This window comes from Polynucleobacter sp. MWH-Braz-FAM2G (assembly GCF_018687635.1).
Taxonomy (GTDB): Bacteria; Pseudomonadota; Gammaproteobacteria; order Burkholderiales; family Burkholderiaceae; genus Polynucleobacter.
This window is the reverse complement of the sequence record NZ_CP061300.1, coordinates 535,543-560,444: the sequence shown is the minus strand read 5'-3', so window position 1 is coordinate 560,444 and position 24,902 is coordinate 535,543. Positions and strand designations below refer to the sequence as shown.

Here is a 24,902-nt window from a genome sequence, read left to right as displayed (position 1 = left end):
ATTTTTACGAATCTGTAGATTTGTTTTTATCCAGTAAACGCAAGCGTTGACGTATTTTATCTAGGCCGCGCAAAATCGCCGCGTTTTTCTCCCAAGCAGCATGGAGCATAGAGGGGTAAACGCCCGTGAAATGCTGTCCTGGCTCCGTAATAGAGCGAATAATGGACGTATTGCCAGAAACCGTAGTTCTATCAGCAATCGTAAGATGACCCGCAAAGTTTGCTGAACCGCCAATAATGCAGAAATTTCCAATTTTTGTACTACCTGATATACCGGCACATCCAGCAATAACGCAACAATTTCCGACAATGACATTGTGCGCAATTTGTACCTGATTATCGATTTTTGTTCCAGAACCAATTACCGTATCGGTCATAGCGCCACGATCAATCGTGGTAGAAGCGCCAATCTCAACATCATCTCCAATTACCACCCGACCAGTTTGAGGGATCTTGACCCATTCCCCACCAGTTGCTGAAAAATCAGGAGCAAAACCAAATCCATCCGCACCTATTACAGCGCCGCTATGGATAATGCAACGCTCACCAATTTGGCTATGGCTATAAATTGAGGCTGATGGATAGATGAGCGAATCATTTCCGATAACACTGTTCTGAGCAATGCTGGTATTACCCAGAATGACAACGCGCTCGCCCAAAGTCACACCTGCGCCAATTTGAACAAAGGGCCCAATATGACATGAAGTTGGCACTATAGCGGTAGGATGAACTACCGCATTAGGATGAATTCCAGCGGTATAAATTGGGCCATTTTCTTTAGCAAAATATTGAGCCATCCTAGCAAAGGTGGCATAGGGATTTTTAGAAACAAAGTACACCCGCTTTTCTGAATTTGCGCCAGGGTTGGCTTGCAAAAACTCAAAATCAGATTGGCTGACAATTAGAGCCCCAGCATTACTAGCGCTGGCTTGTTGCCTATAAAGCGGATTAGAAAGAAAGGAAATCTGATTAGATTGCGCTCGCTCTAAAGGAGCGAGGCCACTGAAATCGTGAGGCGCTTGCCCCATCAAGCTTACTTGAAACTGTTCGGCCAGCTTGATGGCGGTCGGCATAAGATTACTTTAAGCTGTTTAAAGCCTTGATGACATCATCAGTTACATCAGCCTTGGGACTCACATAAGCCGCCTCTTGAACAATAATGTCGATTTTTCTTTGTTCGGCAATTTGTTTGAGGACCGCATTCGCTTTTTCAGCAATCTTGGCACGCTCTTCAAATGTACGTTGATTAAGATCTTCTGTAAATTCACGTTGTTTGCGTTGGAGTTCACGGTCTTGATCGGCCAACTCACGCTGACGACGAACGCGTTCTGCTTCATTCATCACAGCCGCATCACGATCTAACTTTTCAGCCGCTGACTTAATTTTTTGAGCGCTATCTCGTAAATCATTCTGGCGCTTAGTAAATTCATTTTGCAAACGAGTTTGCATAGCTTTTGCAAGATTGGATTCGTTGAATACTTTCTCAGAGTTGACCACAGCAACACGTGTGCCTGCATCTTGCGCAAAAACTTGTGGAGCAGATATAACTGACACTGCAGCAAATATACCCACCTTAATCCATTTAGAAGATTGATAAAGCTTCATAAAACTTTCCTTAAACAATTAAAACGCTGTACCGACTTGGAACTGTAAACGTTGAATATTATCCGTTGGCTGCGACTTATACGGAATACCATAACTAAATTTTAGAGGTCCTAGCGGTGATATCCATGATATACCCAATCCATATGAGTACCTTAGGACTAAATTAATGTTTTCTCCAAAAGCGTTACCACCGTCAACGAAAGTAAACATACGCAATGTTTTATCGACCCCTGAACCAGGTACGGGGAAGGTGTACTCTACGTTCGCCACAATCTTAGATTGACCGCCTGTTGGCTGATAAGAATTAGTAACCGTGTTGTAGTACTGAGGACCCAAGGAACCTGGAGAGTAGCCCCGCACTGATCCAATGCCGCCTACGAAATAGTTTTTGGTAATAGGAAAAAGCTTATTGCCATATGCTTCGCCATAACCAACTTCTCCATTAAATGACAAGATATTGCCTTTAGAGAAAGAATGGTATTTTTGGTACTGGCCATAAACTCGGTAGAAAGTAAGGTCGCCAATAGGGGTTCCAACTTCAGCCGATAGTTGTTGCAAAGAGCCCTCTGATGGAATTAAAGCGCTATCACGACCATCACGAGCCCAGCCTACTGTAAGAGGAACGTTATAGGTTTGCAAACGACCAGGTACCGTTCCCCCGTAACTTGTAACATAATTTTGATAAGGAATTGGTGTATTCGTGGTGGCGTAGATACTAAATACTTCAATACCAGTTCCGAAGAAGACGCGATCGACCTCGGTGTACGGAACACCAAACTTAATATTGGAACCTACGGATTTAATTTGATAGTCAGGATCGCCAATGTAATAAAGAGGCTTGGAAGAGCGATAGTAAAAATCAGTGTAGCGACTTATACCCTCTTCGGTGAAATAGGGATCATAATTAGATAAAGTTAGATTTTGATTTACCTTACCTAAAGCTGCATTCAATCCAATCGATGTGCCTGTACCAAAGGCATTATCTTGATTAACACCAGCCGATAAGATCAGTTTTTCAGTTGATGAAAAGCCTGCGCCCAAAGTGATTGCGCCCGTCGGCTTCTCGGTCACCTTCACATTGACATCTACTTGATCTGGAGACCCTGGAACATCCTCAGTAGTGATATCTGTTTCAGTGAAATAACCAAGTCGTCCCAAGCGCTTTTTAGAAAGATCGATCTTGTCGCTATCAAACCATGAACTTTCAAATTGGCGCATCTCACGACGAATAACGACGTCTCGCGTCTTAGCATTTCCGCTAATAGCCACCTGTCGAACATAAATACGACGACCTGGGTCAACCACTAATGTGAGGTCTACCTCAGCAATATCTCTTCGAATGTCAGGTTGTGGATTAATTGTTGCGAAAGCGTATCCATAAGAACCCAAAACCTCGGCAATTGATTTGGTACTCTCAGTCAAGCGGGCAGATGAGAAAGTATCACCGGGCTTTATAGTGACCAACTGCATTAACTCGGCTTCTTTGCCGAGGGTTTCACCAGCCAATCGCACATCTTTAACCGTAAACTTTTTACCCTCACGAATACTGATCGTGAGATAGATACCTTTTTTATCGGGAGTAATCGACACTTGAGTAGATTCAATGACGAACTCAAGATAGCCACGATTCAGATAATAAGAACGAATAGTTTCTAGGTCTGCAGTGAGCTTTTGTTTTGAGTAGAGATTATCTTTGCTATACCAAGACAACCAGCCACCTGTCTTTAATTGCATCTCGCTTCTTAAGGTGCTCTCACTAAATTCTTCATTGCCAATAAAATTGATTTCTTGAATTTTGGCAATTGGACCCTCATCAACGTTAAAGTAAACGGCCACTTGATTACGCTCTAAAGGGGTAACTGTGGCAACAACTTCAGCGGCATACATTCCTTTACCGACGTATGAACGCTTTAGCTCCTGCTCAGCCTTATCAATTAAAGCCTTGTCATAAAAACGCGCCTCTGCCACGCCAACCGCTTTCAAGGACTTGCGTACTACATCGGGCTCAAATTCTTTCATGCCTGTAAATTCAATGCGAGATATTGTCGGACGCTCTTCAACAATCACAATCAAAACATTGCCTTGCGCTTGAATCTGAACGTCTCTGAAAAAGCCCGTGCCATAAAGTACTTTAATAGCCTCAGCACCTTTTTCATCGGTAAATGTTTCACCTACCTGGACTGGCAAATAACTAAACACTGTGCCTGGCTCGACACGTTGCAAACCTTCAACACGAATATCTTTCACCACAAAAGAATCTGCTGCTAGTGCATTCAAGCTCAAACCCAAAGCAATAATCGTGAGGATTTGAGCAATAAAACGAGCAAAAAAACGGGAAGAATGTGTCAGAGAATTCAAGGCGAAATATAGCGTTGTAAATCGTTAAACAAGGCCAGTAATGACAAAGAAATCAGCAAAATAAAGCCCACTTTTTGGAGCTGCTCCTGCATTGATGTCGTAATCGGCTTACCAGCAACCAACTCCCATGCATCATACAGTAGCTGACCCCCATCAAGCATGGGAAAAGGGAGCAAATTGAGTAATCCGACACTAATACTCATCATGGCTAAAAATGCCAAATATGGTTGCCAACCTACTCGAGCCGTTTTCCCAGCCATGTCAGCGATGCTTAGGGGTCCGCCGAGCTGCTTTATGGAGGTATTTCCAGTAAACAAGCCCAACATTAACCTTGTGGAGACCTTAGTGATAACCCATACCCTTTTAGAAGCAAATGCCAATGCATCTAAGGGCCCTAATTTAAGCTCATCCCATTGCCCTAGGGGACTAAGCATTGGCAAGATCCCAAGCGCCAAAATGGGGTCACTTTCTGGGCTAATTTTTGGTAAATCCTTGGCATAAAAGGTCTTTACAGAACTGACACCTGCAGGATTTTGCACATCCAAGGCAAACCCACTCTCCCCAGTAATGGCATCCATTAAGCTCCAACGTAATGAATTCCAGCTCGGAACAGGCTCAAATTCCCCAAAAAGGGGCATATTGTCTTCTTTAGCATCTAAATATCGCCAACCAACCACTTTATCCCCTTGATTCAAGCCAATTTTGGCGGCTACTGAATTTTCGGGTGGGGCTTTGATAACTGCTGGTAACTGAGGGGCGCCAGTTACATAAATAAAGGCAAAGAAAATGATGGCCAACAGAAAATTGGCTAAAGGTCCTGCAGCCACAATGAACGATCGTTGCCACAAGGGCTTGCCATCAAAAGCCTGGAGCGCTTCAACTGGCTCAACCACTTCTTTGCTATTGCGCCTATCCAATAATTTGACATAGCCACCCAAGGGGATTGTGGCTAGCACCCATTCTGTTTTATTTTGTGCGCGGTAAGTAAATAAAGGCTTACCAAAACCAATCGCAAAACGAAGTACACGAACTCCGCAAAAGCGAGCGGCTAAAAAATGTCCAAACTCATGAAAGCTGACTAACACGCCCAAGGCCAACAGAAATGCAGCAAGAGTTACTATAGCTTGCAAAGAATTTCCTTTACCACCTCTTGCGCCGATTGACGAGCACGCGCATCGACATCCAAAATCAACTCCAGTGAATCAGCCTTCATAAAGGAAGTGGAATTTAGCACTTTCTCGACAAGCACTGGAATTTGTAAATAGGGCAAATCTTCATCCAAGAATGCTGCGACTGCAACTTCATTGGCGGCATTTAAAACCGTTGGCGCGGTACCGCCAGTTTTGGCAGCCGCAAAGGCCAGAGACAGGCAAGGAAAGCGTTTAAGATCAGGTTCAGTGAAGCTTAGGGCGGCCATCTGAGTCAAACTCAGGGGAGCAACCCCCGCATCAATCCGCTCCGGCCATGCCAAACCATAGGCAATCGGTGTGCGCATATCAGGCTGACCCAACTGAGCCAATACTGAGCCATCCCGATAACGCACCATCGAATGCACAACGCTTTGCGGATGAATCAATACCTTAATTTTTTCCAAAGACAATCCAAATAACCAAAATGCCTCAATGACCTCAAGACCTTTGTTCATCATCGTTGCAGAATCAACTGATATTTTTCTACCCATTACCCAATTTGGGTGAGCACAAGCCTGGGCTGGGGTAATACTTTCCAATTGCTCTAATGGTGTATTTCTGAATGGTCCTCCTGAGGCTGTTAACCAGAGCTCCTCAACCCCTAAACTTGAGCTAGGATCTTTAGTAAATTGACTTGGAAGACACTGAAAAATCGCGTTATGTTCACTGTCGATAGGCAAGAGCTCTCCACCGCCCTGCTTCATGGCCAACATAAATAAGTCGCCCGACATTACCAAGGCTTCTTTATTTGCCAGTAAAACTCTTTTTCCAGCTTGGGCAGCAGCTAATGCAGGAACTAAGCCAGCAGCCCCCACTATCGCAGCCATCACAGTATCGCAACCCGATTCAGTAACGGCAGTCACTAAACCCTGAGGTCCACACAAAACCTCAGTACTGATTTTTTTCTCAAGCAAAAGCTTTTTTAAACGAAGCGCACCATCAGGATCAGCCACTACGGCTATAGAGGGATTGAATTCGAGAGACTGCTCTGCCAGTAGGTCAACTTGTTTTGCTGCAGTTAAAGCAACAACCTTAAAACGATCTGGATGCGCCCGAATGACATCTAATGTATTGACGCCAATCGATCCAGTTGAGCCTAGGATAGCAACTCGCTTCATTGGCATTACACAAATCCTGCCAATAATGCAGCGATAGGCATCGTCGGAATTAATGCATCCACTCGATCCAATACACCACCATGACCTGGCAACAGATGGCTAGAGTCTTTAACACCCGCCAAACGCTTGAGCTGAGACTCAAACAGGTCGCCAAAAATACTGAAGGCAACTAATACTGTCACCATCATGAACATTGGAACCCAACCAAACCGAATTGCCCAAGCACCAAATAATGTAGATTCAAAAGTCAGGAAGTAAACGCATGTAAATGCATAAACATAACAAAGTATCAACCCGCCTATCGCACCCTCAATCGATTTTCCTGGACTAATTTGTACTGCAAGCTTGCGCTTGCCAAATGCCCTACCAACAAAGTAAGCGCCAATATCTGCAACCCATACCAATGCCATGGTGGTAAGCAAAAAGATCAGACCCAGTTCTCGCAAGAACACTAAAGCGAACCAAGTGGCGGGCAATAAAATTAATCCGAGTACTACATAAAATGGGCGAAGCTTTTGTAAGACAAGATTCATACCCTTCGCCAAAATAAAAGGTGCGATAAAAAACCAAAAGATAACAGCCAGAAGTAATAGTGCGAATTGCCAAGAAGCATTTTGCATGCCAAGCAAAAATAAAATAATTCCTAAACAAAATAAGGCATACAACCAAGCCGCACGCTCAGCACCTGGAGAAAGCAAACGACTCCACTCCCAAGCGGCGGCTATTAAGGCAAGCAGAAAGAAACCGCCAATATAAATCGGGGGTAGCAAAAATAAAGTGGGCAGTAATACCGCCAGCAGTACTAGGGCGGTAATGACTCGGGTTCTTAACATAAAAAGGTCTTGAAAAGTACTACGTCAAACAGCATCACTCATCGCTTGAGAAGCAAGCTGGGCGCTTGTGCGACCAAAACGACGCTCACGCTGACTAAACCAGTCAAATGCTTTATGTAACTCTTTCTCATCAAAGTCAGGCCATAAGACATCCGTGAAATACAACTCGGTATACGCCAATTGCCATAACAAGAAATTACTCACGCGTTGCTCACCACCTGTACGAATAAATAAGTCTGGCTCTGGAGCGTAAGCCATAGAGAGATGCGGTTGCAACAACTCTTCCGTTACTTGCTCCGGCTTTAAATTTGGATTAGCAGCGAGACATTGACGCATTGCTTGCAAGATGTCCCAGCGACCACCATAGTTCGCAGCAATCGTAAACGTGAGCGCTTTGCAATCTGCCGTCTTTTGTTCAGAGAACTGCACCATCTCTTGGATGGCAGTATCAAATCGACTCAAATCACCAATCAATCGCAACGCGATATCATTTTCAGCAAGGCGCGATACTTCACCTTTTAAGGATTTGAGGAATAGCTTCATTAAAAAACCAACTTCCTCAGGAGGACGACGCCAATTCTCAGAACTAAAAGCAAATACCGTTAGGTACTCGACGCCAAGCTTACGACATTCTTGAACAATCTTTCGAACCGCACTTAAACCTTCTGAGTGCCCCGCCACGCGGGGCATCATACGCTTACTAGCCCAACGACCATTACCATCCATGATGATTGCCACATGGCGTGGTAAGGCACTTACCTCGGGGATAGTTAGGGTTGAGCTAGAGTGTTGAGTCATCAGAAAGTGGAATTCATGCCGGCTTTAAACCGTCATAATCTCTTTTTCTTTTTCAGCAATGATTTTGTCAATATCTACCACTGCCTTGTCAGTCATCTTCTGAATATCATCGGTAGCACGACGCTCATCATCCTCAGAAATCTCTTTGTCCTTAGTTAAACGCTTGAGGTGTTCATTAGCATCACGGCGCAAATTTCTGACGGCGATCTTGGCATCCTCGCCCTCACTCTTAACAACCTTAGTCAGTTCACGACGGCGCTCTTCAGTCAACGCGGGCATTGGCACCCGAATCACAGTACCTTGGGACGCAGGATTGAGACCCAAATCAGAATCCCGAATTGCCTTCTCAATTACCGCAACCATGGACTTTTCAAATGGCTGAACATTAATAGTGCGCGCATCAGCCAAACCCAAACTAGCAACCTGACTTAAGGGTGTTGGATTACCGTAATAATCTACATGAATATGCTCCAAGATTCCTGGGTTAGCACGACCAGAGCGAATCTTCGCTAAATTGGTCTTCAAAGCCTCAAGAGACTTTTGCATCTTTTGATCGGTATTGGTTTTAATTTCTGCTGCAGACATCAGACCTCCTATTAAACGTGTACTAAAGTACCTTCTGGTTCACCTTGCACTACACGCATTAGAGCGCCTGGCTTGAGAATCGAAAATACTTTGATGGGTAATTTACGATCACGACACAATGCAAATGCAGTTGCATCCATGACCTGAAGATTCTTAATTAAAGCTTCATCAAATGTGATTGTTTTATATAAAGTAGCAGACGGATCTTTTGCTGGGTCAGCACTATAGATGCCATCTACTTTCGTTGCCTTAAGCATGACCTCAACGCCCATCTCAGCACCGCGCAAAGCAGCTGCTGTATCGGTAGTAAAGAATGGATTACCAGTGCCTGCTGCGAAGATCACCACTTTACCTTCCCCCATCGCACGTATTGCGCGTGGACGAATGTATGGCTCAACTACTTGGTCCATACGTAATGCTGATTGCACTCGCGCTTCAACTCCTTTTTGACGCAATGCATCTTGCAAGGCCAAGGAATTCATCATCGTTGCTAACATACCCATGTAATCGGCTGTTGCGCGATCCATACCGGCAGCCCCACCAGCAACACCGCGGAAAATATTTCCTCCACCAATCACGATTGCTAGCTCTACTCCGCTATTTACAACTTCGGCAATTTCTTTGACCATTGAATCAATAGTGACTGGATTGATGCCGAAAGCATCATCACCCATAAGGGCTTCACCAGATAGTTTTAGGAGGACACGTTTGTAGGCTGGCATGTTTTTTGTTTTCCGTAATTTGCCAAGTAATTAATTTACTTAGCTTATTGATCTTTAAGCACTTTTTAATATCTCACGCAAATTATAAAGGGCTTAGAGGGGATCAAAGAAAAGGGCACAGAAACTAAGGTTTCTATGCCCTTTTGGGTATTGCCTACTGGCTGGGCAAGCCCAAAACCAGGTAATGACTAATTAAGCAGTTGCTTTTGAGGCAGCCGCCACTTGTGCAGCCACTTCTGCGGCAAAGTCATCTTGACGCTTTTCAATGCCTTCGCCTACAACAAACATGGTGAAACCTTTGATTGTTGTATTAGCAGCCTTGAGCATTTGTTCAACTGTTTGCTTATCGTTTTTAACGAAAGTTTGATTCAGCAAAGAAACCTCTTTGAGGTACTTCTGAATAGAACCTTCAACCATCTTTTCAACGATTTCTGGTGGTTTACCAGATTCAGCAGCTTTTTGAACAGCAACACTACGCTCAACAGCAATGGCTTCAGCAGGAACATCAGCCATCGACAAAGCCACTGGCTTCATCGCAGCAATGTGCATTGCGACGTCTTTAGCGGCGGTGTCATCGCCTTCAAATTCAACAACCACACCAATGCGAGTACCGTGGAGGTATGAAACCAATTTGCTGCTTCCAGCAAAACGCTTAAAGCGACGTGGCATGATGTTCTCGCCGATCTTACCGATCAATGCGCTACGTACTTCATCCACAGTTTGACCATTTAAAGGCAATGCCAATAAAGCAGCAACGTCAGCTGGATTCTTTTCAGCAATCAACTTGACGCACTCGTTAGCAAATGCCAAGAAATCATCATTCTTAGAAACGAAATCAGTTTCGCAATTCACTTCTAGTAATGCACCAGTAGTGCCGTCAATAGAAGAAGCAACGATACCTTCAGCAGTTACTCGAGAAGCAGCTTTACCAGCTTTGCTACCCAGCTTTACGCGCAGAATCTCTTCAGCACGAGCCATATCACCATCGGCTTCAGTCAATGCTTTTTTGCACTCCATCATCGGAGCATCAGTCTTGGCGCGTAACTCGCCAACCATTGCAGCGGTAATAGCAGCCATTATTCAGCATTCCCTTCTTCAACAAACTCTTCTTCACCCTCTTTAACTGCTGTCAAAATTTCTTGAACAGAGTTCGCTTTGCCTTCGAGGATTGCGTCAGCAATGCCACGTGCATAGAGTGTTACTGCTTTACTTGAGTCATCGTTACCAGGAATGATGTAATCAACACCTTCTGGTGAGTGGTTGGTATCCACAACAGCGATTACCGGAATACCAAGCTTATTTGCTTCAGTAATAGCAATCTTGTGATAGCCAACGTCCACTACGAAAATCGCATCTGGAACGCCATTCAAATCTTTGATACCGCCTAGTGCTTTTTGCAATTTGTCGAGATCACGGTCATTAGTCAAAGCCTCTTTCTTAGAAAGCTTTTCCCAGTCGCCAGCTTCTTTAGCAACTTCCATGTCTTTCAAACGTTTGAGGGAGCCTTTAACAGTTTTAAAGTTGGTGAGTGTGCCACCCAACCAACGGCTGTCGATGTAAGGCATACCAGCACGAGTCGCTTCTTCAGCAATGATCTCGCGTGATTGACGCTTAGTACCGACAAATAAAATCGTGCCACGATTAGCAGCAACTTGTTTTGCAAATTTCAGGGCGTCCTGAAACATCGGCAATGTTTTTTCCAAGTTGATGATGTGGATTTTGTTGCGATGACCGAAAATATAAGGGGCCATCTTTGGGGACCAGAAGCGAGTTTGGTGACCAAAATGGCAACCAGCTTCCAGCATTTGACGCATCGTTACTGACATAACTTCTCCTAAGGGTTGGTTCTAAAGTTGAGTCCTAGCTGCGCTAAAAAACGCCACCCCGGAAGGCTCAACTCGCGATTTCAAGTCCAAAATAGACCTGAGTGCCAAATTATAGCTTAAATATCAATGGCCTAGACACCCCCGCCCTTTCTCAACAAGGGAGATCTAAGCCCAAAATGGCTCTCTGAAGCCCTAAAAACGGGATATTTGCCTAATTTTTAGGCATAACCCTCAAACCAAAACTATCCAAGTCGTTGATAATCAAGGCATGAATAGTGTATTTACAGCCGAAAAAGACATCCTTGGGATGCGCGAAGCTGGCCGTTTAGCCAGTGAAGTTCTTGACCATGTAACTCCTCACGTTAAGGCAGGAGTAACTACTGGTGAGTTAGATCGGATTTGCCATGCCTACATGCGCGATGTCCAAAAGACCATTCCTGCCCCATTGAACTATCAACCACCAGGCTACCCTCCTTATCCAGCATCTATCTGCACTTCGGTAAACGATGTGATTTGTCATGGAATCCCCGGCGAAAAGGTTTTGAAGACTGGGGATGTAGTAAATCTTGATATCACAGTAATTACTCCAGATGGCTACTACGGTGACACTAGCCGCATGTTCATGGTGGGCGAAGTTTCCGTTATGGCAAAACGTCTTACTCAAATTACTTTTGAATGCATGTGGCTTGGCATCGCTCAAGTAAAACCAGGTGCTTCACTAGGCGATATTGGACATGTCATTCAAACGCATGCAGAAAACGCTGGTTATTCAGTAGTCCGTGAATACTGTGGACATGGAATCGGCAAAGTATTCCATCAAGACCCACAAATTCTTCACTACGGCAAACCGGGTACTGGTGAAAAACTAGAAGCAGGCATGACATTCACAATAGAGCCGATGATTAATGCAGGCAAACGAGATATTCGCACCATGCCTGATCAGTGGACTGTCAAAACTAAAGATCGTAGTTTGTCAGCCCAATGGGAGCATACCTTGTTAGTCACCCCAACTGGTGTTGAAGTGCTCACCTGGTCAGAAGGTAGCAACCCTCCTCCTGATTGCGTCAAAGGCCTGTCGTTTAGACCCGCAACAGCAAATGCCTAAGCTATGAATAAGTCGCAGGCAGTTAGCAACATTATTGATGCAGCCAGTCTGCGTGCTGCTCGCGAAATTGCTTATGAGGAGTTTAGAAAAACACAATCGGTTAGCAAATTAACCAAGCAGCTTTCCAAACTGAGTGATCAACTGCTCACTCATCTTTGGAACTTATGCGGCTTAAATCAGGAGGCAACCCTAGTTGCCGTTGGCGGCTTTGGTAGAGGCGCACTATTTCCATACTCAGATATTGATATTCTGATTCTGTTGCCCGCAGACGAGAAAAAAGCCCAAGCACTATCAAAGCAAGTTGAACAATTTGTTGCCAGTTGTTGGGATACTGGTCTAGAAATTGGTTCATCTGTAAGAAGTGTTGCTGAATGCATCTCAGAATCCGAGCAAGATATCACTGTTCGGACATCACTATTAGAGGCGCGACTTATCTATGGCAAGAAACAATTGTTCAAAGACTTTGCCAAAGCCTATGAAGCAGCAATGGATCCCAAAGCCTTCTTCCAAGCAAAGCTAGCAGAGCAAATTCAGCGTCATTACAAATATCAAAATACCCCCTACTCTCTGGAGCCTAACTGCAAAGAGAGCCCAGGTGGCTTGCGTGACTTGCAAGTCATTTCTTGGGTTAGTAAGGCGGCATTATTGGGCGATACATTTAAAGATCTCAACGAGGCTGGCCTTGTTACTCAGCGCGAACTCACCGAACTCAACCGCAATCAACGTTTCCTAGAAACGCTACGTGCAAATTTGCATTTACTTGCGGGACGAAGACAAGATGTGCTCGCCTTTGACTTGCAAGCCGCGCTGGCAGCATCTATGGGCGTTAAAGAAGATTCCTCCAGACAGGCTAGCGAAGCAATAATGCGTCGCTATTACTGGGCAGCAAAAGCAGTCACCCAATTAAATGATGTGCTTTTACAAAACATCGAAGCACTTCTCTTTCCACAAGAATCAAAGACGATTCTGTCAATTCCCGGCGAAGGAAACGAACACTTCATTGAAAGACAAGGGGTGCTGGACATTACCGACCCGCAACTCTTTCAAAAACACCCCGAGCAAATTCTGAGAACCTTTTTGGTCTTTGCTCAAACATCCAATGTCAAAAGTCTATCGGCTACTATTTTCAGAGCCTTGTATAACGCCAGGCAAAAGATGGACAGCAAGTGGCGCGCCGACCCCATTAACCGAGCGCTTTTTATCGAGATCTTGAAGCAACCTGAGGGTGTAAGTCGCGCCTTCCACCTCATGAATCGCACTAGCGTACTAGGACGCTACCTCCCCGCCTTCAGAAAGATTGTCGGGCAAATGCAGCATGACTTATTTCACATATATACCGTTGATCAACACATCCTGATGGTTTTACGTAATGTAAGACGCTTTATGGTGGTTGAGCACACTCATGAATTTCCCTTCTGTAGCAGCTTAATTGCCCACTTTGAGAAGCCTTGGTTACTCGTAATTGCAGCACTCTTTCATGACATAGCTAAGGGACGTGGCGGCGATCATTCTCAACTAGGCAAAGCAGATATGCGTAAGTTTGCCAAGGATCATGGTTTAGATAAAAAAGATACTGAGTTACTGGTCTGGCTGGTAGCCGAACATCTCAATATGAGCCAAGTAGCCCAAAAGCAAGACATTACCGACCCGGATGTGGTCAGAGCCTTTGCGAAAAAGATGGGAGATGAACGTCATCTTACCGCCCTCTATTTATTAACTGTGGCGGACGTTCGTGGCACCAGTCCTAAGGTATGGAATGCCTGGAAAGGCAAGCTTCTCGAAGATCTCTATCGCGCAACCTTGCGCGTACTCGGCGGAGCTAAGCCTGATGCCTCCTCTGAACTGGCACAACACCAAGAAGAGTCTAGAGCGAAGTTGCGTCTTTATGGCATTAACGATAATGCCTACGAAGATTTGTGGAAGCAGTTAGATGTTGCCTTCTTCTTGAGGCAAGATTCTTCTGACATTGCATGGCTTACACGTCATCTCTTCAACAAAGTCAAAAGCGAACAACCCATTGTGAGAGCAAGACTTTCTCCTATAGGCGAAGGACTGCAAGTAGCTGTCTACGTAAAAGATCAGGAGGATTTATTTGCCAGAATTTGCGCTTACTTTGAGAGACATGGCTTTTCTATTTGGGATGCGCGCATTCATACAACCCGCCATGGTTATGCATTAGACACTTTCCAAATCTCCGGAAGCAATCTCGTTGATGAAGGCGGTAGCTACCGTGACATCATTCAGTTGGTCGAATTTGAACTCACTGCAGCCTTAACGAATGCTGAACCACTCCCAGCCCCCAGCATGGGACGCCTATCAAGACAATCGCGTACCTTCCCAATCCAACCACGGGTTCATATGGTTCCGGATGATCGCGGCAGGTATTACACTCTCGCACTTTCTGCCAGTGACCGAACTGGCCTGCTCTATACCATCTCCAGAGTATTGGCCAAGCATCAGGTATCCATTCATTCCGCTAGGATCAATACGCTTGGTGAAAGAGTGGAAGACGTCCTGCTCTTAGATGCAGCTAATCTAGGCAAAAATCCAAAATTACAAATTCAACTAGAAACCGAACTACTTGAAGCTCTGGGGGCTTAACAAATGTATTTTGTTAACTTACTCTATGTTAATCATATCAATACGCCCGCTTGGATCATCTGTTTAATTGCTATGAGTTTTTCAATTGCGGTTGCATTGCTTGGACTGCTGATTTTTAGAAAATTACTTCCAGATTCATTAAATAAAGCTAATAACGATTTCATTAGCCTCTCACTAAGTACTGTTGGTCTATTTAGTTCGGTCCTGATTTCATTAATTGTCGTGAATACTTGGAACTTCTATACCAGTGTTGAACAGATCGTCAATCAAGAAGCTCATGCTGTAGAGGATTTCTATCGCTCCGCACAAGGAATGACCGAGCCCACGAAATCATTGTTAATGAATGATGTCAAAAAATATATGGAAGTAGTTATCAAAGAAGAGTGGCCCAAAATGAACTCGAATCAACCCATAGGTGATAAGGGAAGATTAATTTTGCTCGATAGCTACGATACGTTACTCAAATTCAAGACTCATGATCCAGTAGTATCCAGAATTCACTCTAAAGCGATTGATCAACTAAGCACTTTATTTGATGCGCGGCGCGATCGAATTCTTTCCACCAAAGAACACATCCCAATGGTGATTTGGCTAGTGATGTTCTTATCCGCCTTTTTGACTGTTGGAGTTAGCTATCTGTACACAGCTGAAACATTCACAATGCATATGATTTCAACGGGATTTATTACCGCATCACTGTCAGCCACTTTATTTTTAATTGTGATATTCGCACACCCCTACCAAGGAAGCATGCGAATTGAGCCCGATACCTTTATTAATTTTCAACAGCAGAACTTTAAGTAGATAAATTATTTTGGGTTCTTAAAATCAACCCAATAATTCAAGGCGAAGTAGATGTTGTCTCCACCACAAGGGCTTTTTTGATCTAATGCCTTACTCATGGTGGCAGCCTAGAAGTTTTCACTCAACCTTTTTGTTGCGAGCATCCAAACTATAGGCGCCACCGCCAGATGCAGCTAGAACTAACAAGCCACCCAAAATCGCCATATTCCTAACGAATATCAATTGAGCAATCAGGGCCGCATCTTCAGGAGCAGACCAAAACGAATGCCCAATCAAGCTCGCACCCAGGGTGTATGTTGCCAAAACAATGGCGGCAAGACGTGTTCGATAGCCAGCAATGAGAGCTAGGCCTCCCAATATTTCAATGGTCATAACCAGCCATACAAGAATTGCAACAACTGGACGATGTAAAGATCCAAAATAGGAACCCGTATCCTCTATTCCAGCTAACTTCAGAATTCCAGCCGGCAAAAACAAAGTAGCAATTGCGATACGCCCAATTAAATTCAATACGCTTTGAGACTTATCCATGCAAACCTTTCAAAATTGGACAGCTATTGGCAACCAGCCCATCTTACTTTAATAACCCTAACATAGACGCCTCATCGATTACTGGTATACCCAATTCTTCGGCCTTGGAAAGTTTGCTACCTGCATCTGCCCCAGCAACAACATAGTCAGTTTTCTTGGAAACAGATCCAGCCACCTTTGCACCTGCTTTTTCTAAGAGATCCTTAGCTTCATCCCTCGTCAGTGTTGGAAAAGTACCCGTTAATACAAACGTCTTGCCTTCAACGGCAGCGCTTATTTTCTTTTCATCTACAGCGAGTTGCATGCCTGACGCCAAAAGTTGTTCGATCACTTCACGATTGTGGGCTTCTTGCATAAAGCTAATAATGGAATCAGCAACCACTGGGCCGACATCTTTTACCGATAGCAAGTCTTCCATCGATGCGTCCATTAAAGCATGCATCGTACGGTAATGATTGGCGAGATCTTTTGCGGTAGTCTCGCCCACATGACGAATACCTAAGGCAAAGATAAATCTGGCTAAGGTGGTATTTCTAGATTGATTAATAGCCTGAATGAGATTGTCTGCCGACTTCTCTCCCATACGCTCCAAATTAGCGAGAGCAGTAAAGCCCAAGCGATAAAGATCAGCAGGAGTCCGGACTAGATTGTTATCAACCAACTGATCCACAATCTTCTCACCAAGACCTTCTATGTCTAGCGCCCTTCTGTGGGCAAAGTGAATTAAAGCTTGCTTGCGCTGGGCACCACAGAATAATCCACCACTGCAACGCGCAACTGCCTCATCCGCCAATCGCTCAATGTGAGAGTCGCATACAGGGCAGCGAGTAGGCATTTGAAACTCTTGAGTATTTGGGGGGCGTCTATCTTTGATCACAGATACAACTTCAGGAATCACATCCCCCGCTCTACGTACTGAAACGATATCTCCGATACGAACATCTTTTCGCCTGACTTCATCCTCATTGTGTAACGTAGCATTGGTAACGGTTACCCCACCAACCTCCACTGGTGCAAGTCTTGCTACAGGCGTTATTGCGCCAGTGCGCCCGACCTGGACATCAATACCCAAAACCGTAGTTAAGGCCTCTTGGGCGGGATATTTATGCGCCAATGCAAATCTGGGTGCTCTGGAAACAAATCCAAGCTTAGTTTGCTCGGCAAAAGAGTTCACCTTATACACAACACCATCTATGTCGTAAGGCAATGAATCTCGTTTGGCACCTATCTCGTTATAGAAAGCCAAAATCTCATCTACAGAATGCAACACTCTCCGCTCTGAACAAACAGGCAAACCCAAGTCTACATAGGCATTTAGTAATTCTTCATGGGTATTTGGCAACCAAGACTGAGGTTCAAGAGCGCCCAAGCCATAAGCAAAGAAGGACAACGGCCGCTTAGCGGTAATCTTTGAATCGAGTTGACGCAAGCTGCCCGCAGCAGCATTGCGAGGATTGGCAAACTCCTTCTCGCCCAATTCTGCGGCATGTCGATTCATCTTCTCGAAATCTTTGAGATACATAAAGACTTCACCACGCACTTCCAAAACTTTTGGAATATTGCTTCCTGTTAGCTTTAATGGAATAGCGCGAATCGTTCTAATGTTTGCCGTGACATCTTCACCAGTAGCGCCATCACCACGAGTGGCCGCAGTAACGAGCAGGCCATTTTCATAACGAAGGGAAATCGCCAAACCATCAAATTTAAGCTCACCTGCATAAGTCACACGATCTGTGTGCAACGCCTCACGACAGCGTCGATCAAATGCAATTAACTCAGCGTCTTCAAATGCATTATTCAAAGAAAGCATTGGGACTGCATGTACGACTGAATCAAATTCCTTTAGAGCTGCCCCACCTACTCGTTGCGATAGCGAATTTGGTGTAATCCACTCTGGATGGGCTGACTCAATATCAAGTAACTCGCGATACAAGCGGTCATATTCAATATCAGGTAACAGAGGATTATCAAGAACATAATAAGCATGCTCTAAACGCGCAAGCTCAGCTTGCAAAAATACGTACCGCTCCGCTAAGTCTGTCGGACGATTGGTCGACAAAATGATTTCCTAGCTAAATAATCTGCTAGCTGTAGAAGATCCAGCAGGAACGCCAGATTTCTCAAGATTGGCGTAGAGAACATCGAGGTGCTGACGAATACTAATAACTGCTGCACCACTCAAGTTAATACCATTGTCATCCACCAGGCGTCCGTGAGCGGCCTGAGCAATCTCAACACCCTCGGATAACATTCTTTCAAATGCACGTTCTTCTTGCGGAACCAACGGAACCTCCAACAATAGAGTCAATTGAGGAACGGACTTATTGGGATCAAGATCAGTACTATTGAAAATTAATACGCCCTTACTCAGAAACTCATACTGGCGTCCATTGCGAGCCAACTTAAAACCACGCTGACGCATTAATGCATCAAAATTACCCCATGGGCATGGCTCATCAAATACCACGTTAATGCTTAACTGAATATCACTCTCGGCAGCCATTACATCTAATTCTTTTGCGCTTTCCAACATAGCGCTCACACTTGGCATATCAATTTGGGAGCCAAGAGTTTCAGCCAATGCTTGCGAGCGAGAGCAGAAATCAGATAACTCTAAAACGCCAATTGCACCCTTGCGGCTAGCAAGCTGAATCGCTAGCTGCAATTCTGAGTAACTTGCCTCAGGCCTTAATTCTTCCCAATCTTCAGCTGCATCAATATCAGCATTCAGACCTTCGCACATCCAACGCGCAGTCGATTGAGCCTCAATATCTGTCCAGGCATTAATTTCTTCCAATATTTCTGCGCCAGAAATACTTTGATCAAAGCGTAGTGTTATGACGCAATCGATCCGCGGATCAATAGCAAACTTCTCGGGGGCTGAAATGGTTTTTGAAAACGCCTCCCCAAAACTAGGCTCGGAACGACCAGATTGCTCAGAATCAGCAAACCCCTGTGTAAAGCTAGGTTCACGAGCAAAACGATCATCTGAATACTCATTTTGCTCTTTCGCTTTCCGACGGGCTCGGGAATATTTGAAATTTAATATCGCCACTAAAACCAAAATCAAGAGCCCGATAACAGCCAATGCGAATTGCAAATCAGACAGACCCAACATCGTCATGATTTGTTCTATATACACTTAAGCAGCCTCTACCATTGATACAGCAGAAGAGATGTCAACCGCAACAATGCGGGATACGCCCTGCTCTTGCATCGTGACACCAATCAGTTGATGAGCGATTTCCATCGTAATCTTGTTATGAGAAATAAATAAGAACTGTGTCTTATCTGACATTTTGGCAACTAGCTGCGCATAGCGCAAGGTATTTGCATCATCCAATGGTGCATCCACCTCATCGAGCAGACAGAATGGGGCTGGGTTTAAGAGGAAGAGAGAGAACACCAAAGCAATTGCAGTCAATGCCTTCTCACCACCAGAGAGAAGATAGATAGAGCTATTTTTCTTTCCAGGAGGCTGGGCCATGACTTGCACGCCTGCATCCAAAATTTCTTCACCTGTCATTACTAGCTCTGCATGACCTCCACCAAACAATTCCGGGAAGAGTTTGCCGAAGTGCATATTGACCTGGTCAAATGTACCCTGCAATAAATCACGAGTTTCAGCGTCAATCTTCGCAATAGCATCAGTCAAAGTTTGCATTGCTTCATTCAAGTCGGCTGATTGCGCATCTAAGAACTGCTTGCGCTCACGAGAGCTAGATAACTCATCGAGGGCCGCCATATTCACCGGACCCAAAGACTGAATCTCAGTATTTAAACGATTGACTTCGCTCTGCAGCGCGCCCACTTTCAAGTCTGCGCTGAAGTTAGCCTCAAGCGCACTTAGATCAGCTTCTGCATCAGCTAATAAAGTAGCGAATTGTTCATAATTCAAGCGGGCAGCTTGTTCACGTAATTGCAAATCAACTACCTTGTCACGCATTGGCTGCAAGCTACGCTCAATTTGCATGCGAGACTCATCGGCTTCACGCAATTGATGCAATAACGCGTCTTGCTCAGTTCGCGCATTCGCTAAAGCCGCTTCACGAGCACTACGCGCTAGCAATAAACCTTGCAATTTATCTTGCGCCTCTTCATCACTCAAAGTTTCGAGCTCTTGAGTGGCGGAGTCATGCTTATCTTGGATCTCCATGATCTGAGTGCGAGCTGTGCTTTGGTCGCGCTGTAAGTCACTAATACGTTGCTGCAAAGAACGTGTAGCAAAAGCGGCTTCTTGAGCAGCCATTTCAGCAGCGCGCAGTGACTCGCGTAATCGATCACGTTCCTCAGTTGTAAGCTCTAATGTTTCTTGCGCAGCTTGCAAAGCCTCTTGCAAACCTTGCTTGGATTCTTCCGACTCCAGCAATTCAGCGGCAGACTGTTCTTGCGACTGACTTAATTGCTCCATCTGCTGACGCAGTTCACTCAATTCACCCTGTATTTGAGCAGCACGTTGACTGTATTGCTCTTCAGCCTGAGTCAATTGCATTCTCTCTACTTCAAAGCCATGCGCTTCTTGAACGGCATGCTCAGCATTTTCACGAGCTTGCTCTGCTGCTTGATGAGCAGCTTGATAGTTAGCAATACATTGATCCAACTCGCCCTTGAGTTCGCTTTGCATGAGTTGTTGAGCACGCAATTGCTTTTCAAGACTCTCCATCTCCTGAGCACGCGCCAACATACCTGCTTGCTCAGAATCTGCTGCATACAGCTGCACGCCAACACGGCTAACTAGATGACCTTGTTGTGTAACAAAAGCACCGCCTGCAGGTAATTTTTCACGACGATGCAATGCATCTTCTAGACTGCTCGCAATATAAATATTGTCTAACCACTCTTGCAAAACTGAAGTGAGTTTAGGCGCCCCAGCGCTTTGAACGCGACTTAATAATGGCGTGAAATCAGCGGGAGCAGATGTATGTGCAGGCGTAATTTCTTCTGTGAGCAAAATGGCTAAACGGCTTGGAGGCGCATCATTAGCCAAAGCCAAAGTTTCTTGAACGCTCTTGGCAGTAACTGCAGCCAAACGCTCACGCAATACAGACTCAAGCGCAGCTTCCCAGCCACTTTCTACTTTGAGTTCTTGCCAAAGACGCTTACTCTCTTTGAGACCTTTACTTTCTAACCAAGGACCAATCTTGCCTTGCGCTTGAACGCTAGCCTGTAAAGCTGTCAGAGCCGTCAATTTCGCTTCAGTCTGCGCCAAATCTTGATTTGCCACCTGTATCTGCTGTTGTGCGGCATTGCGAGCCTCATCAGCAGCAGGAACTCGCTGTTGAGTTTCAATCGCACGCTGCTTAGCTTCATCAACTTTACGTGCAGCCATCGCTTGGCGATCAATCGCCATTTGCAAAGCCTCAGCATCTGGTCTGCGCAAACCGTCAAACTCACCAACCAGACGAGTCTCGCGCCCTTTTAACTCATCAGATTGAGCTGACATGGAACGGATACGCTCACCTAAACTTGCTAAGCGCTGCTCAATAGAAGCCAAAGCATCACGCGCTTGATTCAATTCACGGGTAGCGTTTTGATAAGCATCTTCACGACCCGGCATTTGCTCTTGCAAGCCATTTAAATCCGCCAATAACGCCTGCTCTTTTTCAGCAGCTAATGCTAGATCATGCTCAGTAGTTCGCTGTGCTTGCGCCGCATCTGTTTCCTGAACAGTCCAGCGTTGCAATTGGACTTGCAAATCTTGAGTTTGCTGTTGTAGGCGTTGACGCGCCTCTTGCACATAATGAATTTGTGATTCGACCTGACTAACATCAGCATTGGTTTGATATAGGTCACCCTGTGCTTGAGAAACTTTATCTTGTAATGCGTACTGCTCTGTACGCATGGTTTCTAGTTCAGCCTCGGCATGACGTAACTTAGCGGTCTGCTCTTCAAGGCTAACTTGCGTATCGCGAATACCATTGGCATGGCGTTCTTGTTCTTTGCCTGCTTCAGTCTGACGCACAAACCATAGCAACTGTTGCTGAGACTTCATTTGACTAGAAAGTTCAGCATGGCGTTCTGCAACCGTAGCTTGTTTTTCTAGACGAGTTAACTGTTGCTCGAGCTCTCGCAGAATATCTTCTACGCGAGTTAAGTTCTCTACTGTGTCCTCTAAACGAGCGGCAGTTTCTTTGCGACGCTCTTTATATTTAGAGACACCAGCAGCCTCTTCCAAGAACACGCGCAACTCTTCAGGCTTGGCTTCCAAAATACGATTGATGGTGCCCTGTCCAATAATGGCGTAACCTCTTGGACCCATACCTGTACCCAAGAAAATATCTTGAATATCTTTACGTCGTACTACTTGATTGTTTACGTAGTAACTTGAGTTTCCATCTCGCGTGAGCACACGCTTAATACCTAATTCTGTGAAAGCACTCCACTGACCTTGAGCGCGCCCCTCGGAATTATCAAAAATAAGTTCCACACTGGCACGACCAGATGGTTTGCGCAAACCTGAACCATTAAAGATAACGTCTTGCATAGATTCGCCACGCAATTCACTAGCGCGGGACTCACCCAATACCCAACGAACGGCGTCAATAATGTTCGACTTTCCGCAACCGTTGGGACCAACAACGCCAATCAATTGGCCAGGCATTTCAAAATGGGTTGGGTCTACGAAAGACTTAAAGCCGGAAAGTTTGATGGATTTCAGTTGCACGGCGTACTTTGCAGGGAAAAAGGTTCGAATTAAGGGGTAAAAATTAAAGCTAAAGTGGGAAGATGATAGCAAGCTTGGAGGCTCTTAGACGCGTTTTTGCCCCATCTATATAATGATAAATCTACCCTTCGGGACAAAATCCCTTAACAATCTGATAGTTAACTAAAAAGCATGAGCCAATCACCACAAAACATCATTGAACAAGCCTGGGAAAACCGCGCAAACCTATCCCCAGACAGCGCCCCCGGAGATGTCCGAAATGCCGTAAATGCCGTTTTAGAGGGTCTTAATGCTGGCACTATCCGCGTGGCTGAGCGTCGCGATGTTGGTAAATGGGAAGTAAATCAATGGGTTAAAAAGGCGGTATTGCTGTCATTTCGTCTTGAAGATAACCAGCCTATGAGCGCTGGTGGCTATACCCAGTTCTACGACAAGGTTCCAAGCAAATTTGAAAATTACACTGCTGCCGATTTTGCCGCTGGCGGTTTCCGCGTAGTACCCCCTGCCGTAGCTCGCCGTGGCTCATTTATCGGGAAAAATGCTGTTTTAATGCCTTCCTACGTCAATATTGGTGCGTATGTAGGCGAAGGCACCATGGTTGATACTTGGGCAACCGTAGGTTCCTGCGCTCAAATTGGTAAGAACGTACACCTTTCTGGCGGAGTTGGCATTGGAGGCGTTTTAGAGCCGATCCAAGCTGGACCAGTGATTATTGAAGATAACTGCTTTATCGGCGCCCGTTCAGAAGTCGTTGAAGGGGTTGTCATTGAAGAAAACGCTGTTTTATCGATGGGTGTCTATATTGGTCAAAGTACCAAGATCTACGATCGTGAAACTGGTGAGGTTCACTATGGTCGCGTTCCTGCTGGTTCAGTCGTTGTTCCAGGGTCGCTACCTTCAGCATGCGGTAAGTACAGCTTGTATGCCGCAGTCATCGTGAAAAAGGTAGATGCCCAAACTCGAGCAAAGACCGCTATCAACGAATTACTCCGCGACTAAACTAAATCCATGAGCGCCACTCTTGAGCTTACAGAAGCTCTTATCGCCTGTCATTCCGTTACTCCGGCTGATGGTGGCTGCCAAGACTTAATTACCAAGCGCCTTCAGGCAATCGGGTTTCATACTGAAAGCGTAGTTAGCGGTCCCGAGAATTTTCGGGTCACCAACCTGTGGGCGATTAAAAAGGGCAAAGCTGGTAATGACGGAAAAGTCTTGGTATTTGCTGGACATACTGATGTAGTCCCTACAGGACCTTTAGAAAAATGGACTAATAATCCTTTCACACCAACTATTCGTGATGGCAAGCTTTATGGCCGAGGCGCAGCAGATATGAAAACCTCGCTAGCTGGCTTTGTGGTTGCCACAGAAGAATTTGTAACAGCACATCCAGATCACCAAGGTTCAATTGCGTTCCTACTCACTAGCGATGAAGAAGGCCCCGCCAACGACGGCACGGTCATCATGTGCGAACGTCTTCAAAAACAGGGGCAACGCTTAGATTATTGTGTAATCGGTGAACCTACATCGGTCGACCAACTCGGCGACATGATTAAAAATGGTCGTCGCGGCTCCCTCTCTGGCAAGCTCAAAGTAAAAGGAATCCAGGCGCACATTGCCTATCCTCATTTAGGCAAGAACCCGATTCACCTCTCAGCACCAGCTATTTCCACCCTAGTCGAAACCGAATGGGATAAAGGAAACGAATACTTTCAGCCTACTAGTTTTCAAATTTCTAATGTCCATGCTGGTACTGGTGCAAATAATGTCATTCCAGGTGAATTGGTGATTGACTTTAACTTCCGATTCTCTACTGAGAGTAAGCCAGAGCAATTGCGGGAGCGATTAGAAAAAATTCTAAAAGACGCAGGTCTCGAATTTGAAATTGATTGGGTATTAGGCGGAAGCCCATTTATTACTGGTGATGGCGACTTAGCAGGGGCATTACGCAAAGCCATCAAAGCAGAAACCAATATCGATACAGAGCTCTCCACCACTGGCGGAACTAGCGATGGCCGTTTCATTGCCAAGATCTGCAAAGAAGTTGTGGAGTTTGGCCCTCTTAATGCCACCAGCCACAAAATTGATGAGTGTGTCATTGTGGATGATGTTGTCCCGCTCAAAAATATCTATCGCAAGACCCTCGAGCAGCTTATCGCTTGATCT

Annotated in this window: 20 protein-coding genes; 5 read left to right on the top strand and 15 right to left on the bottom strand. The window is 45.2% G+C overall.

What is annotated here, in order from left to right:
- Positions 1 to 4: 4 nt before the first annotated feature.
- From lpxD to rpsB, 11 genes are all read right to left on the bottom strand, one after another.
- Positions 5 to 1,072 (bottom strand): UDP-3-O-(3-hydroxymyristoyl)glucosamine N-acyltransferase, encoded by a 1,068-nt coding sequence (gene lpxD / locus FD973_RS02950; protein WP_215324147.1) that lies wholly within the window; start codon positions 1,070 to 1,072, stop codon positions 5 to 7.
- Positions 1,073 to 1,076: 4 nt separating this feature from the next.
- Positions 1,077 to 1,604: an OmpH family outer membrane protein gene (locus tag FD973_RS02945; RefSeq protein WP_215324146.1), complete on the bottom strand. Its 528-nt coding sequence runs from the start codon at positions 1,602 to 1,604 to the stop codon at positions 1,077 to 1,079.
- An 18-nt stretch (positions 1,605 to 1,622) separates the two neighbouring features.
- On the bottom strand, positions 1,623 to 3,953 hold the full coding sequence (bamA, locus tag FD973_RS02940; protein ID WP_371816877.1) for an outer membrane protein assembly factor BamA: 2,331 nt from the start codon (positions 3,951 to 3,953) through the stop codon (positions 1,623 to 1,625).
- 5 nt (positions 3,954 to 3,958) lie between these two features.
- Positions 3,959 to 5,092 carry an RIP metalloprotease RseP gene (gene rseP / locus FD973_RS02935; RefSeq protein ID WP_215324144.1) on the bottom strand — a complete coding sequence of 378 codons (1,134 nt, stop codon included), beginning with the start codon at positions 5,090 to 5,092 and terminating at the stop codon, positions 3,959 to 3,961.
- On the bottom strand, positions 5,080 to 6,270 hold the full coding sequence (gene ispC, locus FD973_RS02930; protein WP_215324686.1) for a 1-deoxy-D-xylulose-5-phosphate reductoisomerase: 1,191 nt from the start codon (positions 6,268 to 6,270) through the stop codon (positions 5,080 to 5,082). The genes rseP and ispC overlap by 13 nt, the downstream gene beginning before the upstream one ends.
- 5 nt (positions 6,271 to 6,275) lie before the next feature.
- On the bottom strand, positions 6,276 to 7,103 hold the full coding sequence (locus FD973_RS02925; protein ID WP_215324143.1) for a phosphatidate cytidylyltransferase: 828 nt from the start codon (positions 7,101 to 7,103) through the stop codon (positions 6,276 to 6,278).
- Between the two features lie 24 nt (positions 7,104 to 7,127).
- Complete coding sequence (locus FD973_RS02920) at positions 7,128 to 7,901, bottom strand: isoprenyl transferase (RefSeq protein ID WP_215324142.1); 774 nt, start codon at positions 7,899 to 7,901, stop codon at positions 7,128 to 7,130.
- A 24-nt stretch (positions 7,902 to 7,925) separates the two neighbouring features.
- On the bottom strand, positions 7,926 to 8,486 hold the full coding sequence (gene frr / locus FD973_RS02915) for a ribosome recycling factor (RefSeq protein WP_215324141.1): 561 nt from the start codon (positions 8,484 to 8,486) through the stop codon (positions 7,926 to 7,928).
- 11 nt (positions 8,487 to 8,497) lie between these two features.
- A complete protein-coding gene (pyrH, locus tag FD973_RS02910) occupies positions 8,498 to 9,208 on the bottom strand; it encodes a UMP kinase (protein ID WP_215324140.1) in 711 nt (236 codons plus the stop codon).
- A 192-nt stretch (positions 9,209 to 9,400) separates the two neighbouring features.
- Positions 9,401 to 10,285, bottom strand: coding sequence for a translation elongation factor Ts (gene tsf, locus FD973_RS02905; protein WP_215324139.1), 885 nt, complete (start codon positions 10,283 to 10,285; stop codon positions 9,401 to 9,403).
- Positions 10,285 to 11,034 carry a 30S ribosomal protein S2 gene (gene rpsB / locus FD973_RS02900; RefSeq protein WP_215324138.1) on the bottom strand — a complete coding sequence of 250 codons (750 nt, stop codon included), beginning with the start codon at positions 11,032 to 11,034 and terminating at the stop codon, positions 10,285 to 10,287. The genes tsf and rpsB overlap by 1 nt, the downstream gene beginning before the upstream one ends.
- 268 nt (positions 11,035 to 11,302) lie before the next feature.
- Here rpsB and map point away from each other — a divergent pair, with 268 nt between their 5' ends.
- The 3 genes from map to FD973_RS02885 are packed head-to-tail and all read left to right on the top strand — an operon-like array spanning position 11,303 to position 15,544.
- The gene (gene map, locus FD973_RS02895) at positions 11,303 to 12,139 is read left to right on the top strand and encodes a type I methionyl aminopeptidase (protein WP_215324137.1); all 837 of its coding nucleotides are present in this window, start codon (positions 11,303 to 11,305) and stop codon (positions 12,137 to 12,139) included.
- A 3-nt stretch (positions 12,140 to 12,142) separates the two neighbouring features.
- A complete protein-coding gene (locus tag FD973_RS02890) occupies positions 12,143 to 14,740 on the top strand; it encodes a [protein-PII] uridylyltransferase (protein ID WP_215324136.1) in 2,598 nt (865 codons plus the stop codon).
- 3 nt (positions 14,741 to 14,743) lie between these two features.
- The gene (locus tag FD973_RS02885) at positions 14,744 to 15,544 is read left to right on the top strand and encodes a DUF4239 domain-containing protein (protein WP_215324135.1); all 801 of its coding nucleotides are present in this window, start codon (positions 14,744 to 14,746) and stop codon (positions 15,542 to 15,544) included.
- 117 nt (positions 15,545 to 15,661) lie between these two features.
- Here the strand turns inward: FD973_RS02885 and FD973_RS02880 are convergent, their stop codons facing one another.
- The 4 genes from FD973_RS02880 to smc are packed head-to-tail and all read right to left on the bottom strand — an operon-like array spanning position 15,662 to position 22,739.
- Positions 15,662 to 16,075 (bottom strand): DoxX family protein, encoded by a 414-nt coding sequence (locus tag FD973_RS02880; protein WP_215324134.1) that lies wholly within the window; start codon positions 16,073 to 16,075, stop codon positions 15,662 to 15,664.
- 43 nt (positions 16,076 to 16,118) lie between these two features.
- Positions 16,119 to 18,134 (bottom strand): NAD-dependent DNA ligase LigA, encoded by a 2,016-nt coding sequence (gene ligA / locus FD973_RS02875; protein WP_215324133.1) that lies wholly within the window; start codon positions 18,132 to 18,134, stop codon positions 16,119 to 16,121.
- Positions 18,135 to 18,143: 9 nt separating this feature from the next.
- Positions 18,144 to 19,217, bottom strand: coding sequence for a cell division protein ZipA C-terminal FtsZ-binding domain-containing protein (locus FD973_RS02870; protein WP_251368816.1), 1,074 nt, complete (start codon positions 19,215 to 19,217; stop codon positions 18,144 to 18,146).
- Complete coding sequence (gene smc / locus FD973_RS02865) at positions 19,218 to 22,739, bottom strand: chromosome segregation protein SMC (protein ID WP_215324132.1); 3,522 nt, start codon at positions 22,737 to 22,739, stop codon at positions 19,218 to 19,220.
- A 171-nt stretch (positions 22,740 to 22,910) separates the two neighbouring features.
- Here smc and dapD point away from each other — a divergent pair, with 171 nt between their 5' ends.
- Positions 22,911 to 23,738, top strand: a complete 828-nt coding sequence (gene dapD / locus FD973_RS02860; RefSeq protein ID WP_215324131.1) for a 2,3,4,5-tetrahydropyridine-2,6-dicarboxylate N-succinyltransferase — start codon at positions 22,911 to 22,913, stop codon at positions 23,736 to 23,738.
- Positions 23,739 to 23,747: 9 nt separating this feature from the next.
- Positions 23,748 to 24,899: a succinyl-diaminopimelate desuccinylase gene (dapE, locus tag FD973_RS02855; protein WP_215324130.1), complete on the top strand. Its 1,152-nt coding sequence runs from the start codon at positions 23,748 to 23,750 to the stop codon at positions 24,897 to 24,899.
- Positions 24,900 to 24,902 lie beyond the last annotated feature (3 nt).

Coding starts and splice junctions, on each gene's coding strand:
- lpxD (WP_215324147.1), bottom strand. CDS start 1,072: ATGCCGACCGCCATCAAGCTGGCCGAACAGTTTCAAGTAAGCTTGATG.
- FD973_RS02945 (WP_215324146.1), bottom strand. CDS start 1,604: ATGAAGCTTTATCAATCTTCTAAATGGATTAAGGTGGGTATATTTGCT.
- ispC (WP_215324686.1), bottom strand. CDS start 6,270: ATGAAGCGAGTTGCTATCCTAGGCTCAACTGGATCGATTGGCGTCAAT.
- FD973_RS02925 (WP_215324143.1), bottom strand. CDS start 7,103: ATGTTAAGAACCCGAGTCATTACCGCCCTAGTACTGCTGGCGGTATTA.
- FD973_RS02920 (WP_215324142.1), bottom strand. CDS start 7,901: ATGACTCAACACTCTAGCTCAACCCTAACTATCCCCGAGGTAAGTGCC.
- frr (WP_215324141.1), bottom strand. CDS start 8,486: ATGTCTGCAGCAGAAATTAAAACCAATACCGATCAAAAGATGCAAAAG.
- pyrH (WP_215324140.1), bottom strand. CDS start 9,208: ATGCCAGCCTACAAACGTGTCCTCCTAAAACTATCTGGTGAAGCCCTT.
- tsf (WP_215324139.1), bottom strand. CDS start 10,285: ATGGCTGCTATTACCGCTGCAATGGTTGGCGAGTTACGCGCCAAGACT.
- rpsB (WP_215324138.1), bottom strand. CDS start 11,034: ATGTCAGTAACGATGCGTCAAATGCTGGAAGCTGGTTGCCATTTTGGT.
- map (WP_215324137.1), top strand. CDS start 11,303: ATGAATAGTGTATTTACAGCCGAAAAAGACATCCTTGGGATGCGCGAA.
- FD973_RS02890 (WP_215324136.1), top strand. CDS start 12,143: ATGAATAAGTCGCAGGCAGTTAGCAACATTATTGATGCAGCCAGTCTG.
- FD973_RS02885 (WP_215324135.1), top strand. CDS start 14,744: ATGTATTTTGTTAACTTACTCTATGTTAATCATATCAATACGCCCGCT.
- FD973_RS02880 (WP_215324134.1), bottom strand. CDS start 16,075: ATGGATAAGTCTCAAAGCGTATTGAATTTAATTGGGCGTATCGCAATT.
- dapD (WP_215324131.1), top strand. CDS start 22,911: ATGAGCCAATCACCACAAAACATCATTGAACAAGCCTGGGAAAACCGC.
- dapE (WP_215324130.1), top strand. CDS start 23,748: ATGAGCGCCACTCTTGAGCTTACAGAAGCTCTTATCGCCTGTCATTCC.